11 protein-coding genes are annotated in these 15593 nt (G+C 69.4%); 2 read left to right on the top strand and 9 right to left on the bottom strand.

All coding sequences use genetic code 11. The features are described from left to right. Positions 1-61 precede the first annotated feature (61 nt). Entirely contained in the window at positions 62-1630 is a 1569-nt protein-coding gene (locus AC07DS_RS31590; protein WP_479150807.1) for a purple acid phosphatase family protein, read from the top strand. Positions 1631-1685: 55 nt separating this feature from the next. On the opposite strand, the gene AC07DS_RS31585 is transcribed toward AC07DS_RS31590, so the two are convergent. Beyond that, entirely contained in the window at positions 1686-2567 is an 882-nt protein-coding gene (locus AC07DS_RS31585; protein WP_479150805.1) for a DUF4429 domain-containing protein, read from the bottom strand. Positions 2568-2629: 62 nt separating this feature from the next. On the opposite strand from AC07DS_RS31585, the gene AC07DS_RS31580 reads away from it, so the two are divergent. Beyond that, positions 2630-4231 carry a beta-N-acetylhexosaminidase gene (locus tag AC07DS_RS31580; protein WP_479150802.1) on the top strand — a complete coding sequence of 534 codons (1602 nt, stop codon included), beginning with the start codon at positions 2630-2632 and terminating at the stop codon, positions 4229-4231. Here AC07DS_RS31580 and AC07DS_RS31575 read toward each other — a convergent pair. The 8 genes from AC07DS_RS31575 to AC07DS_RS31540 all read right to left on the bottom strand — a co-directional run bounded on the left by AC07DS_RS31575 (position 4228) and on the right by AC07DS_RS31540 (position 15589). Beyond that, positions 4228-6882, bottom strand: a complete 2655-nt coding sequence (locus tag AC07DS_RS31575; protein ID WP_479150799.1) for a DUF3376 domain-containing protein — start codon at positions 6880-6882, stop codon at positions 4228-4230. The two genes, AC07DS_RS31580 and AC07DS_RS31575, sit on opposite strands and share 4 nt — an antisense overlap. 224 nt (positions 6883-7106) lie before the next feature. Then, entirely contained in the window at positions 7107-8876 is a 1770-nt protein-coding gene (locus tag AC07DS_RS31570; RefSeq protein ID WP_479150797.1) for an IucA/IucC family protein, read from the bottom strand. Then, the gene (locus AC07DS_RS31565; RefSeq protein WP_479150795.1) at positions 8873-9397 is read right to left on the bottom strand and encodes a GNAT family N-acetyltransferase; all 525 of its coding nucleotides are present in this window, start codon (positions 9395-9397) and stop codon (positions 8873-8875) included. The genes AC07DS_RS31570 and AC07DS_RS31565 overlap by 4 nt, the downstream gene beginning before the upstream one ends. After that, entirely contained in the window at positions 9394-10680 is a 1287-nt protein-coding gene (locus AC07DS_RS31560; RefSeq protein WP_479150794.1) for a lysine N(6)-hydroxylase/L-ornithine N(5)-oxygenase family protein, read from the bottom strand. Before AC07DS_RS31560 ends, AC07DS_RS31565 begins: the two co-directional genes overlap by 4 nt. Further along, the gene (desA, locus tag AC07DS_RS31555; protein WP_479150792.1) at positions 10664-12136 is read right to left on the bottom strand and encodes a lysine decarboxylase DesA; all 1473 of its coding nucleotides are present in this window, start codon (positions 12134-12136) and stop codon (positions 10664-10666) included. The genes AC07DS_RS31560 and desA overlap by 17 nt, the downstream gene beginning before the upstream one ends. Before the next feature lie 114 nt (positions 12137-12250). Continuing rightward, on the bottom strand, positions 12251-13105 hold the full coding sequence (locus AC07DS_RS31550) for a siderophore-interacting protein (RefSeq protein ID WP_479150790.1): 855 nt from the start codon (positions 13103-13105) through the stop codon (positions 12251-12253). Positions 13106-13241: 136 nt separating this feature from the next. Next, positions 13242-14288 (bottom strand): ABC transporter substrate-binding protein, encoded by a 1047-nt coding sequence (locus tag AC07DS_RS31545; protein WP_479150788.1) that lies wholly within the window; start codon positions 14286-14288, stop codon positions 13242-13244. Between the two features lie 140 nt (positions 14289-14428). Beyond that, a complete protein-coding gene (locus tag AC07DS_RS31540) occupies positions 14429-15589 on the bottom strand; it encodes an acyl-CoA dehydrogenase family protein (RefSeq protein ID WP_479151027.1) in 1161 nt (386 codons plus the stop codon). Positions 15590-15593 lie beyond the last annotated feature (4 nt).

The raw sequence follows: 15593 nt of genomic DNA, 5'->3' as shown, positions 1-15593 counted from the left end.
CCTGCGTCTTGTGCCGCGTCGCCCGGACCCACGAGTTTCAGACGTCATGGACATTCCACGTATGGGAGTACCCGAGAAGCTGGCCGAGCGTATGAGCATGGCCGAGCAGCATGAGTACCTGCGCGGCAGATTCTCGCGGCGCACCATGATCAGAGGCGGTGCCGTCACTCTGGGCGCCGTCACGGGCGGCGCGTTCGTCCAGGGCGGCACCGCCCAGGCCGCGGTGCCGACGCAGCGCACCGCCGCCGCCACCGAGGAGGTCGACGGCGCCCTCGTCGCCCCCTTCGGCCGCCACCTCGCCTTCGGCAGCGACCCGCGCACCGAGATGACTGTCTCCTGGCAGGTCCCGGTCGCCGTCAAGAACCCCTTCATCCGTATCGGCGCCAACCCCTGGGACCTCTCCCGCAAGATCGAGGCCGAGGTCCGCAGCCTCTACACCCCGGCCGGTGTCGGCGCGAGCGGCGACCACACGCAGTACTACCTGCACGCCCAGCTCACCCACCTGCGCCCCGGCCGCACCTACTACTACGGCGTCGGCCACGACGGCTTCGACCCGGCCGAGCGGCACCTGCTGGGCACCCTGGGCACCTTCACCACCGCCCCGGCCCGCAGCGAGCCGTTCACCTTCACCGCCTTCGGCGACCAGGGCGTCAGCTACCACGCCCTGGCCAACGACAGCCTGATCCTCGGCCAGAACCCGGCCTTCCACCTGCACGCCGGCGACATCGCCTACGGCGACCCGTCCGGCGCGGGCAAGACCACCGACACCGGGTTCGACTCGCGCACCTGGGACCAGTTCCTGTACCAGACCGAGTCGGTCGCCAAGCAGATCCCGTGGATGGTCTCCTACGGGAACCACGACATGGAGGCCTGGTACTCGCCCAACGGCTACGGCGGCGAGGAAGCCCGCTGGACCCTCCCGGACAACGGCCCGGACCCGGAGAACCTCCCCGGCGTCTACTCCTTCGTCTACGGCAACACGGCGATCATCTCGCTGGACCCCAACGACATCTCCTTCGAGATCCCGGCGAACCTGGGCATTTCCGGTGGAACCCAGACCAAGTGGTTCGAAGCCCAGCTGAAGAAGTTCCGGGCCTGCGACGACATCGACTTCGTCATCGTGTTCTTCCACCACTGCGCGTACTGCACGTCCAAGGCGCACGCCTCGGAGGGGGGCGTGCGCCAGGAGTGGGTGCCGCTGTTCGACAAGTACCAGGTGGACCTGGTCATCAACGGTCACAACCACCAGTACGAGCGCACCGACGTCATCAAGGGCGGCGAGGTCACCAAGAAGCTGCCCATCGGCGGCACCGCCTACCCCGAGACCGAGGGCGTGGTCTACGTCACCGCCGGTGCGGCGGGCCGCAGCCTGTACGCCTTCACCGCCCCGGACTCCTACGAGGGCAACGAGAACGAGGTCGACTCCGTGTCCTCGTTCATCTGCCTCAAGGACGGCGCCCGGCAGCCCGAGACCGTCACCTGGTCGCGCGTCCGCTACCTGAACTACTCCTTCCTGCGCGTGGACGTCACCCCCGCGCCGAGGGGCCGCTACACCACCCTGAAGGTCTCGGGCATCGCCGAGACCGGTGACCGGATCGACCACTTCACGGTGGCGCGCCGGGCCAAGTAGGGCCACGCCCGCGCCCGGAGGGCAGGGCGTGACGTCCTGGGGAGCAGGCGGTCCGCTACATGCGTCGCAGGACCGCCTGCTTGGCCAGGGTGAACTCCTCGTCCGTCAGCACCCCCGAGCGGTGCAGCTCGCCCAGCTCGCGCAGCCGCCGCAGCAGCGCGTCGTGGTCGTCCTCGGCGGGGGACGCCTTCGTGAGCCGCGGCGGCTCGGGGTGTGCGTCCGTCCCGGCGGGCGGCGCCGACGGGTGCGGCAGCCGGGCCTGCACGGCGGCCGCGACCAGGGCCATCAGCGGGTCCCTCTTGAAGCCCCACAGCTCGACGGCGTTGGGGTCGTACTTCGGCGGTGCGGTGGCGGGCGCGCCGCGCACGGTGAAGCGCAGATGGCCGTTCTCCAGCCCCGCCGCCGGCTGCCACTCCACGGCCGTGATCTCGCCGACCGGGATCGTGCGGGGCCCGGTGGCGGCCTTCGCGTCCTCCGTCTTCCAGTTCCACTCCAGCCGCACCTGCTCGCCGTCGAAGCCCGCCGTGGCGTCCCCGGCCGAGGCGGACAGCGGCACGGACGGCCCCGGCAGCAGGTACTCGGCGACCGGGCCCGGCGAAACCCCGTCCAGCAGCAGGGCGTTGCGGACCTCGTCCGCGAAGTACTCGGCGACGCCGTAGCGGTCGGACTCCACGGTCAGCTGATAGGGGTCGTGCGGCTCGGTGAGCCGGCCGCCGGTGGCGTGCAGCAGCGGGTCGGCGCCGTCGCGCAGCCGCAGCCTGAGCCGTCCGGACTTCTTTCCCTGCTCGAACGAGACCCCCGCCAACGCCCCCAGCGGTACGACGAGTTCACCCAGCGACCCGCGCAACAGGCCGATGTTCCTGTCCCGGCCCGGAGTCAGCCTGAGCGCGTCGCCGTCGAAGGCCCAGGTGCCGTCCTTCTGGATGATTTCCGCCATGCGGGGATTGTTTCACCGGATCTGCGGGAGAGTGGTCTTTACCACTCGTGAAGGGAGCGCATGTGAGACAGAACCACAGCACGACTCCCCGATTCCCCCGGTTCCTCGGGTCCCTGCTGCTTCTGGCGGCGGCAGGCGTGTTCACCGTCGGCGCGGCACCCCTCCCGAGCGCCGCCGCGACGACCCCGCTGGACCGGGTGGTCCCCGCGCCCGCCTCGGTCAGGCCCGCCGGATCCCCGTACCGCATCACCCGCGCCACCCGGCTCCGCGTCGACGACTCGGCCGAGGTCCGCCGGATCGGCGCCTACCTCGCCGGCATCCTGCGCCCCTCCACCGGCTATCCGCTGCCGCTCACCGGGCAGGGCGCCGGCGGCATCCGACTCCACCTGGCCGACGGGCCGTTCGGCGCCGAGGGCTACCGCCTCAGCAGCGGACCCCACGGCGTCTCCCTCACCGCCGGCACCCCCGCCGGCCTCTTCCACGGCGTCCAGACCCTGCGTCAGCTGCTCCCGGCCTCGATCGAGAGGAAGACCGTCCAGTCCGGCCCCTGGCGGATCGCCGGCGGCACCATCGAGGACCGCCCGCGCTACGGCTACCGCGGCGCCATGCTGGACGTCTCCCGGCACTTCTTCACGGTCGCCCAGGTCAAGCGCTACATCGACCAGATGGCCCTCTACAAGATCAACACGCTGCATCTGCATCTCAGCGACGACCAGGGCTGGCGCATCGCCGTCGACTCCTGGCCGCGCCTGGCCACCTACGGCGGCTCGACCCAGGTGGGCGGCGGCCACGGCGGCTACTTCACCAAGGCCGACTACCAGGAGATCGTCCGCTACGCCGGCTCCCGCTACCTGGAGGTCGTCCCCGAGATCGACATGCCCGGCCACACCAACGCGGCCCTCGCCTCCTACGCGCAGCTCAACTGCAACGGCACCGCACCCCCGCTGTACACCGGCACCGACGTCGGCTTCAGCTCGCTGTGCGTGTCCAAGGAGGTGACGTACACCTTCGCGGACGACGTCATCCGCGAGCTGGCCGCGCTCACCCCCGGCCGCTACCTGCACATCGGCGGCGACGAGGCGCACTCCACCAGCCACCCCGACTACGTGAAGTTCATGAACCGTGTGCAGCCGATCGTCGCCAAGTACGGCAAGACGGTCATCGGCTGGCACCAGCTGACCGGCGCCACCCCCGCCCCGGGCGCCCTCGCCCAGTACTGGGGCGTGGACGGCACCAGCGCGGCCGACAAGGCCCAGGTGGCCAAGGCGGCCCAGAACGGCACCGGGCTGATCCTGTCCCCGGCCGACCGGGTCTACCTCGACATGAAGTACACCCGGAACACCAGGCCGGGCACGAAGTGGGCGGGCTACGTGGAGGTGCAGCGCTCCTACGACTGGAACCCGGGCGCCTACCTCCCCGGAGCACCCGCCTCGGCGATCAAGGGCGTCGAGGCACCGCTGTGGTCCGAGACGCTCACCAAGTCCGCCGACATCGAGTACATGGCCTTCCCGCGCCTGGCGGGAGCGGCCGAGCTGGGCTGGTCCCCGGCGGCCACCCATGACTGGGACCGCTACAAGGTGCGCCTCGCGGCCCAGGGCCCGCGCTGGACCGCCCTCGGCATCACGTACTACAGGTCACCCCAGGTGCCCTGGCCGGCGAGCTAGTCCCGCCCTGGACGGAACCGGACGCTACCGGTCCAGCCGCGCACCTGGCGGCGTCGGCCGGACCGGTAGCCGAGGAACCCGCCGAGCGCGGCGCCTGAAAGGGCCAGCAGCGCGGCCGCGCCGATTCCGGTCCGTCGCGCCGCTTTTTTCAACTCCTCGGGCAGAGTCCTCGGGTTGTGGGTATAGGCGAACTTCACTCTGCGCCGCACGTACCAGGTCGGCCACCGGAGCCAGCGCTTGTTCTGGCCCTCCCGAAGATCGCGCTTCCGGCGGGCGAAGACCGGGCGCGTGTAGTCGAGGCACTGGTGCCAGAAGACGCTCACCTTCGTGCCGGAGTCGGAAGAAGGGTTGATCAGGAGCGCGTGCACCGAGTCGATGGCGGCTTTCAGTGTCTCCTTGCTCTCCTCGTCGCCGAGGACCTGATCCAGCAGGTCCTGGTCGGTCCCTCGCAACTCGTCGAGGCGCTCTCTCATCCACGTCCAGGAGGTGACCTGGCCGTTCGGCGAGGTGTTCGCGGCGGCAGTTCTCCCGACCAGGCCGGGGAGCTTCGCGCTCCGGTCCGTCGGTGCTCCGCGCTCGGGCGCCTCCGCGTCGACGATGAGCCGGTGCAGCTCGGTCTCCAGCTCCCGGCGTTCCCGCTCGTTCCCCACGAGCAGGGCCAGCAGGTGGTGGGCCGCGTCGAGGCGGCCCCACACGAAGTCGGACTTGCGCCACTCCGCCTTCAGGAACGCACCGAAGTGATTGAACCGGATCCCGTACAGCTTCCGGTCGCCCAGATCCGCGTACAGGTCCTCGTCGAAGAGCGGACTCATCCTGTCCGGTCCCAGCCGCAGGAAGGTGAAGGGCGGGGTCACCGGCTGGATGATCTTCGCAGGGGGTGCGTACGCCTCGGTGACGACCTCCACGGCCAGGCAGGCCGACACGGGATCGAAGGGCAGTCGGTCCAGGCCCGCCTTGATACGGGCTTCCAGGTAGCACTCGCCGGCCTCACGGACGAGCCTGCCCAGCGCCTGGGCCGCATCGAGGTCCTCGAAGACGTCCTTCGCCAGCTGGTTCGCCGACCGGTCGGACAGTTCCCTACCGCGCGGGTGCCGGGCCCACAACTGCTTGGTGACGGCTTCCTGGACGGCCAGCGCATCGTGCAGGCGCTCACTGACGGTTGCCGCACCGGCGATCAGAACGTGCCGATGCTGTGCGTCGTCCGACGCCTGGGCCAGGTCGTACAGGTGGCTGCAGAGCGTGTCCAGGACCCGGGTCGCCGGTGTGATGCCCCAGTTCCATTCACTCCGCTTGTCGCCGAGTTCCGTTTTCGGGTCCCACCGGGGGAGCCAGGGCGGGTTCGTGCCGGCGATCTCGTCGATCTCGGCCGGGTCGGACTCCGCCGGGGCGATCAGAGAGGTCACCGTCTCGGCATCGGTGAGCAGTTTGCGGATGTGCCACAGGACACCGATCGTGCGGCTGCGCCGGTACTCGCCCAGAAGGCCCTTGGCCGCGGAGAGCAGGACGTCGGTCAGCCCCGGCTGCTCGGTCATCCGGAGGAACAGCTCCGGTCTGCTGCTGCGGAGGCTGCCGGCCAGCCGCGTGGACAGGTCGCTGGTCCCGGAGCGGAAGTCGGCCTCCCGCGGATACTGAATAGCGTTCAGCGCGGTCTCGATCCACGGCACCGCGTCGCCCTGCCGGTTCGCGGTGCCTTCGCGGCCGACGTGGCCGACGTGGCCGACGGACGGCACGACATAGACGACGACGCGTTTCAGCGGGCTGTTCACCGGGCGCTTGGTGATCTCTTCGAGTACCGGTCCGAACGGCGCGTTGTTGAGGACACCGCCGTCCATGACATGGCTCGCGGGGTCGAGCAGGAACGGTTCCGGCTGGCGCCGGTACTTCATCATCGTCCGCTCGCTGACCGCCGGGAAGGCCACCGGGAAGCTGGCGGTCGCCCGCGCGGCCTCCACCAGCGCATCGGTGCACCCGTCGGTGAAGTCGTCGGCGGGCAGCTCGCGGATCTTCCAGCTGCCGCCACCGTCCGCCGCGTACTCCCTGGCCTTCGTGTCATGCCGGAACCGGTAGAGGCGACGGTGGTCGCGGACGTCGAAACTGTCCTCGTAGCCGTCCTTGAAGCACCGGGGCCGCCCGTCGAGGGCCGTCGCCGTCATGAACAGGGTGATCGGTTCCGACTCGGACTTCCTGCCGTTGGTGATACCGGTCACCGCTTCCTGGAGCGTCTCTTTGAAGAAGTTGCCATTGAGCACGCTGTTCCCGGGACGGTCCTTCAGCAGTTCGTTCAGAGAGGCGGATCTCTCCCACATCGCCCGCAGATCCGGCAGCCGCGCCCCGCGGCCGATCGCGGTGGCGAGCAGCATGCCGTTAAGGCCGCCTGCCGAGGTGCCGGCCACTATGTCGACGGTCACCTTCGCGTTCCTTTGCTCGGTGAGTTCACGCCACTTCTGGAAAACGTCCCGGTCCGCCGCACAGACGCCGTCGAGATCGCCCCGTGACGCCCTGCGCAGCAGGTCCAGCTCATGGGTGACGCCACCCATCCACACCGCGAGACTGACGCCCCCGTTCAGTACGAGAGCGAGTCGGATGTCCTCTGTGTCCGCGGGGCGCCGTGTATTCGCACTGCGCCGCACGGTGGAATGCAATCTGGTCATGACGGCTCAGCTTCTGGTTCTCGGGGACACAGATCCAGGCCGATCCGGGCCTCTTCAATTCCAGCTTGTCACCGTGTGACCTGATGTCAAATAGGCCTCTACTTCAAGAGGCCCGATTCCGTTCGTCATTCAAATGCGGACGCTTCAATCATCGGCGAGCCGAACAAAGGCCGACGGGCGTCCCGGGGGACCGTACTCCGGGACGCCCATTCGTCCACGAGCCGTCAGAACCCGGCGATCGGGTTCCTCAGGTTCCCCACCAGCTGGAGTGCGCCCGACGGGTCGGCGAGGTCGACCATCTGCCGGTTGTTGCGCAGCTGGAGCCGGTTCAGGCAGGACAGGGCGAACTCCGGCGCGAACATGTCGTACTGCGCGAACCTGTCGGCGAGTTCCGGCGCCGACTCCTGGTACTCGCGGGTGACCTCCGCGACCGTGCGCCAGAAGTGGTCCTCCTCCAGGATCCCCTCAGCGGCGAGGTTCGCCGCGAGGAACCGGAAGAAGCAGTCGAAGACGTCGGTGAAGATCGACAGCAGCTTCTGGTCCTCGGGCACCTCGACACGGATCCGACGCACCTCCGGCGGCAAAATCGCGTCGGGGTCCATGACGACGATCTCCTCGGCGATGTCCTTGTAGACCGCCCGCTCGACGGCACCGTCCTTCAGCACGAGGATCACGTTCTCGCCGTGCGGCATGAAGGCCAGGTCGTAGGCGTAGAAGCTGTGCAGCAGCGGGGTGAAGTAGGCCCGCAGGTACTGCCGCAGCCACTCGGCGGGCGCCAGGCCCGACCGCTCGATCAGCGCGCCCGCGAACGAGGCGCCCGCGTGGTCCACGTGCAGCAGGGACGCCATGGTCGCGAGGGACTCGCCCTCCCGCAGCGACGGCACCGGGCTCTCCCGCCACAGTGCGGCCAGCATCTTGCGGTACGGCGAGTAGCGGTCGGTGGCCTGCTCGTACTCCAGATGCCGGTAGCCGACGGCCGCCCGCTCCCGGATGATCGAGAGGCCGGTCGACTTCAGCACGCCGTCGTTCTCGACGAGTTGGGCGAGCCAGTCGTTGATCGCCGGGGTCGCCTCCATGTAGGCCGCCGAAAGCCCGCGCATGAAGCCCATGTTGAGGACGGACAGGGCCGTCTTCACATAGTGCTTGTGCGGGTCGGAGGTGTTGAAGAAGGTCCGGATGGACTGCTGGGCCAGGTACTCGTCGTCGCCCTCGCCCAGGCACACCAGATGCCGGCGGGCCACCTCGGCGGCGAAGGTGACGCTGAGCTTGTTCCACCACTGCCAGGGGTGGACGGGTATGAGCAGGTACTCGGCGGGGTCGAGGCCCTGCTCCGTGAGCGTCCCGTGGAACCGCTCGACGGTGGCCGCCCCCAGCTCCTGCCGGAAGAAGTCCTCGTACTCGATCCCGGCCCCCGCCGTGAACGCGGCCCGCGAGCGGTGCGCGGCCAGCCACACCAGCCGGACGGGGCTCGCGGTCTCCGGGGCGTACGACAGGTACTCGTGGACGCCGAAGCCGAGCCGCCCGTTGTTCGCGACGAAGCACGGGTGGCCCTCGGTCATCCCGGTCTCGATCGCCTGGAAGCCGCTGCGCGCCAGCTCGGCGGAGGTGACCTTCGGCTTGGTCAGCTTGTAGCAGGTGCCGGAGAGCGTGGAGGAGATCTCCTCCAGGTAGACGGGCAGGACCTCGTCGCTCAGGCCCAGCGCCTGTCGCAGCTCGACGAAGAAGTCCATTGCGGCCAGGGGGAGTTCGGTCCCGGCGCGATGACGGGTGATCGAGTCGGCGTCGACCGCCCAGTGGTCGAGGCCGCGCAGGGTGGCCGCGAACCGGTAGGCGGTGAGCCCGTCGTCGCTGCGGACGACGTACCGGTCGCCCTCCCGCTCCGGCGTGATCAGCCGCTCATGCGCGAACTCGGCGAGCGCCTTGCGCACCAGCAGCCGGTTGGCGGTGTCCCAGCGCTCCGGGGACAGGTGGGTCACGGCGTCGGTGAGGCTCATCCGGCCACCGCCTTCGCGAACTGCTCCCGCGTGCAGAAACTCAGCAACGCCTTCTTCTCCGGCTTCTGTATCACCCGCTCGGGCACGAACCCGACCGCCTCGTTCAGGGCGTGCACGGCCTTGTTGCGCACGTCGGGCTCGACGACGACCCGCTCCACCTCCGGGTCCTCGAAGAGGTGGGCCATGACCGCGGTGATGACGGACCGGGTGAACCCGTGCACGGGCGTGTCGGTCGCGGGCGTGAGGAAGTGCATGCCGACATCGCCGGGCCGCGGCTCGTACAGGCCGACCAGCTCGCGGTGGGCGGGGTCGTACACCTCCGTCAGGAAGGCGGGCTCGCCGTCCCGCAGACCGAGCAGGGCGTGGTGGTGCTCGTCGGCGGCGATCTCCATGTAGGCCCGCTCGACGTCCTCCAGTTTCGCGTCCTGCATCATCCAGAACGCCGCCTTGGGGTGCGTCACCCAGGAGTGCAGCAGCCCCGCGTCCTTCAGGGGGTCGAGGGGGCGGAACGTGAAGGTCATGCGGCGAACTCCTGGAAGGCGATGGTCTTCTCGACCGGGTAGTACTCCGTGCCGAGCAGCTCACGGATGATGTACGAGTTCCGGTACGCGCCCATGCCCAGGTCGGGGCTGGTGATGCTGTGGGTGTGGACGCCGGCGTTCTGGAGGAAGACGCCACGGCCCGTCACGTCGATCGCGTAGTTGCGGGCGACGTCGAAGCGGCCGTGGCCGTCGAAGCGGAGGCGGTCGCGCAGCGGGGCGAGGAAGGCCGGGGGCTCGTAGTGGTAGCCGGTGGCCAGCACCAGGCCCTCGGTGCGGATCTCGAAGTCCTTGTCCTGCTCGTCCTGGTGGAAGCCGAGCGTGTAGGAGCCGTCCTCGTGAGCGGCGCTCCGCAGGGAGGAGTTGGTGAGCAGACGGGTGGGGACCGGGCGGTCGCCGCTTTCGACGTTCTTCTGGTAGAGCAGGTCGAAGACCGAGTCGATCAGGTCCGAGTTGATGCCCTTGAACAGGCCCTTCTGCTGCTTCTCCAGCCGGTAGCGGGTCTCCTCCGGCAGCGCGCGGAAGTAGTCGATGTAGTCCGGAGAGGTCATCTCCAGCGTCAGCTTGGTGTATTCGAGGGGGAAGAAGCGCGGGGAGCGGGTGACCCAGTTGAGGGCGTAGCCGTGGACGTCGATCTCGGAGAGCAGCTCGTAGTAGATCTCCGCCGCGCTCTGGCCGCTGCCGACGACGGTGATGGACTTCTTGGCCTGGAGCCCGGCCTTGCGGTGCATGTACTCGGAGGTGTGGATGAGATCGCCGCCCAGATCGCGGCAGGGCTGCGGGACGAAGGGGACCGTTCCCGTGCCGAGCACCAGATGCCGGGCGTGAAACGTTTCGCCGCCCCGGGTGCGGACGACGTACCGCTCGTCCTCGTAGGTGACCTCGGTGACCGTGGTGCCGAAGCGGACGTTGCCGAGTCTGTTCGCCGCCCAGCGGCAGTAGTCGTCGTACTCGACGCGCAGGGGATAGAAGTTCTCGCGGATGTAGAACGGGTACAGCCTGCCCTTCTCCTTCAGGTAGTTGAGGAAGGAGTACGGCGAGGTCGGGTCGGCCAGGGTGACCAGGTCCGACATGAACGGGGTCTGCAGATGGGCACCGTCGAGGAACATGCCCGCGTGCCACTCGAAGCCGGGCTTGGAGTCCAGGAAGACCCCGTCCAGTTCGGTGATCGGCTCGGTGAGGCAGGCGAGGCCGAGGTTGAAGGGGCCGAGCCCGATCCCCACGAAGTCGTAGGTCTTGGCGGGTGCTTCAGGACGCGCGGTCAAGGGACTCTCCCAGGTACTGCTCGGCGTGGCCGGCGATCAGGTCGAGGACGGCGGCGATGTCGGCCGTCGTCGTCTCGGGGTTGAGCAGGGTGAACTTCAGGTAGTGGCGGCCGCCGACCTTGGTGCCCGCGACCACGGCGTCGCCGGAGGCGAACAGGGCCCTGCGGGCGTACAGGTTGGCGCGGTCGATCTCGGCCGGGTCGGTGACGGCCGCCGGGATGTAGCGGAAGACGAGGGTGGAGAGCGAGGGCTCCACGACGACGTCGTAACGGGGGTCGGCGGCGAGCAGCTTCCAGCCCTCCTGGGCCAGCTCGCACACCTGGTCGAACAGCTCGCCGATGCCGTCGGCGCCCATCACCCGCAGCGTCATCCACAGCTTGAGGGCGTCGAAGCGGCGGGTGGTCTGCAGGGACTTGTCGACCTGGTTGGGGATGCGCTCCTGCACCATGCGGCGGGGGTTCAGGTACTCCGCGTGGTAGGTGGCGTGGCGCAGGGTGGCCGCGTCCCGGACCAGCACGGCGGAGGAACTCACCGGCTGGAAGAAGGACTTGTGGTAGTCGACGGTGACCGAGTCGGCGCGCTCGATGCCGTCGATGCGGTCCCGGTGCCTGAGCGAGGCGAGCAGACCGCAGCCGTAGGCCGCGTCCACGTGCATCCAGGCCCCGAACTGGGCGCACAGCTCCGCGATCTCCGGCAGCGGGTCGATGGAGCCGAAGTCGGTGGTGCCGGCGGTGGCGACGACGGCCATGGGTACGAGGCCGTCCTTCCTGCAGCGCTCCAGCTCGCGGGCGAGGACGAGGGTCTGCATGCGCTTGTCGTGATCGACCGGGACGCTGACCACGGATTCCGGGCTCAGCCCGAGCAGTTTGGCCGACTTCTGCACGCTGAAGTGACTCACCTCGGAGGCGAAGATGCGCAGTTCGCCGAGGGAGGCCCCGGCCCCCTCCTCCCGTCCGGCCCGCCCCGGCTTCGCCTCCTCCCGAGCCAGCAGCAGCGCCTGGAGGTTGGACTGGGTGCCGCCGGAGGTGAACACGCCGTCGGCGGCCGGGCCGAGGCCGATGCGCTCGGCCGTCCAGTCGATCAGCTTCCGCTCGATCAGGGTGCCGCCGGCGGACTGGTCCCAGGTGTCGAGGGAGGAGTTGACGGCGGAGAGCACGGCCTCGCCGAGCAGCGCCGGGATGACGACGGGGCAGTTGAGGTGGGCGAGGTAGCGGGGGTGGTGGAAGTAGATCGCGTCCCGGAGGTAGAGGTCCTCCAGCTCGTCCAGGACCGCGGCGGAGTCGCCCAGTGGCCGGTCGAGGTCGATCGCGTCGATGCGGGGGGCGAGGGCGTCCACGGTGACGCCGGTGAACGGACGGTCGGTGGTGGCGAGTTTGGCCGCCACCCGCTCGACTCCTTCGGTCACGGAGCGGCGGTAGTGCTCCGCGGTGAGGCCATTGAGCAGGTGCGAGCGCATGTGGGGGTCCTCCGAGGGGACTGTCCGTGCGGGGAGATGAGCTTAGGTTAGCCTAACCTAAGCTCCACGGGGCGAGGCGTGACTGTGCCGTGACCGGGGTCACTTCAAAGGGAGTTACTCGGCGGCGCGGAGCTGTTCCTCCGTCATGCCCTGGCGCCAGTAGCCGACGAAGGTGACGTGCCGCCGGTCGAACCCGCGCTCGCCGACGAAGTGCCGGCGCAGCTCCTTCACCCGCCCGGACTCACCGGCGATCCATGCGTACGGCCGCTCGGCGGCGGGCAGTCGGGCCGCTCGTACGGCATCGACGACCATGGGGGCGGGGGCACCGCCCGCGCCCTCGGGGCGGTGCGGGACCTCGTGCCGTACCAGCCACGTGATCTCCGCGTCCGCCTCGGTCGCCACGTCCTGGATGTCACCGGCGTGCGGCACCTCGAGCCAGGCGCGGGCGCGGGTACCTGCCGGGAGGGACTCGAGGACGGCGGTGGCGGCGGGCACGGCGGTCTCGTCGCCGCAGAGGACGACGAGACCGGTGCCTGCCGGCGGCCGGAACCGGATCGCCCGGTTGTCCGCGAGCGCCGGCCCGAGCAGCAGGACCCGGTCGCCGGCGGCGGCCCGGGAGGCCCAGCCGGAGGCGGGCCCGGCGGGGGTGTGCAGGACGAAGTCGATGTCGATCTCGTCGGGATTCCGGCGCAGGGACCGGAGCGTGTACGAGCGCATCACCGCCCGAACGTCGTCGGGCAGTTCGCGCCACCCCTGCCACCATCCGTCCCCGAATTCCAGCGGAACGACCGGCTCTTCCTGCCCCGGGTGCGGCAGGAAGAGCGACAGGGACTGGTCACGCCCGTCGGAGTGGAAGGCGTGCAGATCGGCACCGGTGAAGGTGACCCGGAGCAGAGACGGTCCGAGCCGCCTCGTCCGTGCGACCTGAAGGGAGAAGAAACGGAACGGGGCGGCTACGGCCGTGGTCATGGGGGACTCCTGAGTCGACGTCAGGTATGCGGGGGTGGGGAGTGCAGCCGACCTGAGGGGCGCGGGGAACTGCGCGTCCGGCCACATGCGGCTCGCAGTTGCCCACGATGTAACCCGCCCCCTCTCGGTGAAGCGTCTAGCTGACCTTCTTGGCCTTCTCCAAGGCCTCCGCCAGGCTCGTCAGCAGCGGTACGCACTTGTCGTACGACAGGATCGGCTCGGGCGAGCGTGCGATGACCTGACCCGCCTTCACCGCGGGCAGCTTCTTCCAGGTGGCCTTGGTGATGTCGGCCGGCTGGATCGCCGAGGAACGGTCGTCCATCATGATGATGTCGGCCTTGTACTTGTCGACGTTCTCCCAGCTCAGCGACTCGTACCAGCCGCCACCCTGCTTCTTGGCGCTCTCCGGGGGCTCGACGAAGTTCACGCCGAGGGCCTTGAAGTACTCCAGGTCGATGGAGAGGTTGGTGCCGGAGACGTAGAAGAGCTGGTCGCTCGCGGAGCCGGCCAGCACCTTGATGCCGGGCTTGGCCCTGGCCGCGGCGCGCAGCCGGGCGGCGGCGTCCTCGAACCGCTTCTTCGCGCCGGTGACGGCGGCTGCCTTCATGTCTGCGCCGAGCGACTCTGCCAGCTCCCACATGCGCTGCAGCGGCTGGGTGAGCTGACGGTCGTAGACGGAGATGCCGACGCTGGGCGCCAGCTGGGCGATCTTCTTCTTGGACTCGTCCGGGACGTACCAGAGGGTGCCGGCGGCGTCGAACATCGTCGTGAGGAGCACGTCAGGCGCGAGGGCCGCGTACTTCTCGATGTTGAACTGGCCCCAGGTGTTGCCGAGGACCGTCAGCCTGCTGATGTCCATGTCGCCGGCCTGGACATCGGCCTTGCCCGCGGCGGTCTTCGTCGGGCCGAAGACGCCCTTGACCTGGATGCCGTAGTCGTACAGCGCGGCGCCGACACCGGTGAACGCGACGATGTTCGCGGGGACCTTGCCCAGCTTCACGGTCGTGCCGCGGTCGTCCTTGAAGCTCCAGGGACCGGACTTGCCGCTCTTGGCCGCCTTCCCGGAGTCCGCGTCTTTCCCCTTGTCGTCCCCGCAGGCGGCGAGTGCCGCGCCGAGTCCGAGGGCGCCGCCCGCGGCGAGCAGTCCGCGGCGAGTGAAGTGGGTGGCACGGGCATGGGGCATGGGTGTGACTGCTTTCGAACGGGGCGGGGCAGCCCGCCGGACAAGTTCGAAGGTAGGTTAGCCTAACCTCAATCGATGTCCAGCGGGCGGAACGCCCCGCACCCGAACCTGTACGCGGCCTGTGGGCCGCGGGGGCTACCTCAGCCCACCAGCCCCAACTCCCGTGCGATCAGCATCCGCTGGACCTCGCTGGTGCCCTCGCCGATCTCCAGGATCTTGGAGTCGCGCCACATACGGGCCACCGGATACTCGTTCATGAAGCCGTAGCCGCCGTGGACCTGGGTGGCCTCGCGGGCGTTGTCCACGGCGACCGTGGAGGAGTACAGCTTGGCCAGGGCCGCCTCCTTCTTGAAGGGCTCGCCCGCCACCAGGCGGCTGGCCGCGTCGCGCCAGGCGAGGCGGGCCGTGTGGGCCTTCATCTCCATGTCCGCGATCTTGAACTGGATGGCCTGGTTGGCGCCGATGGGCCGCCCGAACGCGTGCCGCTCCTTGGCGTACTTGACCGACTCGTCGACACAACCCTGGGCCAGACCCGTCGCCAGGGCCGCGATGGCGATCCGGCCCTCGTCGAGGATGCGCAGGAACTGGGCGTAGCCCCGGCCCTCCTCGCCGAGCAGGTTGGCGGCGGGCACCCGGACGTCCTGGAAGGACAGTTCACGGGTGTCGGAGGCGTTCCAGCCGACCTTCGAGTAGGGGGCGGCGACCGTGAAGCCGGGGGTGCCCGACGGGACGATGATCGCCGAGATCTGCGGCCTGCCGTCCGGCCCCCGGCCGGTGACCGCCGTGACCGTCACCAACCCCGTGATGTCCGTGCCCGAGTTGGTGATGAAGCACTTCGTGCCGTTGATCACCCACTCGTTGGTGTCGGGGTCCAGGCGGGCCGTGGTGCGGGTGGCCCCGGCGTCCGAGCCGCCGTCCGGCTCCGTCAGGCCGAACGCGCCCAGGATCTCGCCCGTGCACAGACGGGGGAGCCACTCGCGCTTCTGCTCCTCGGTGCCGAACAGGTGCAGCGGCATGGCGCCCAGCGAGACACCGGCCTCCAGGGTGATGGCCACGGACGAGTCGACCCGGGCCAGTTCCTCGAGGGCGATGCCGAGGGCCAGGTAGTCGCCGCCCATGCCGCCGTACTCCTCGGGGAACGGCAGCCCGAACAGGCCCATGCGGCCCATCTCGCGGACGATCTCGTACGGGAACTCGTGCCGCTCGTAGAAGTCGCCGATCTTCGGCGCCACGACATCGTGTGCGAACTCCTCCACCGTACGGCGGAGTTCCTCGAGCTCGGGGGAGAGGCGGTGGTCCACAGTG

It is taken from the genome of Streptomyces sp. NPDC044064, from assembly GCF_056434245.1.
Note: the sequence above shows the minus strand (reverse complement) of the source record. Positions and strands in the feature narration are given on the sequence as shown.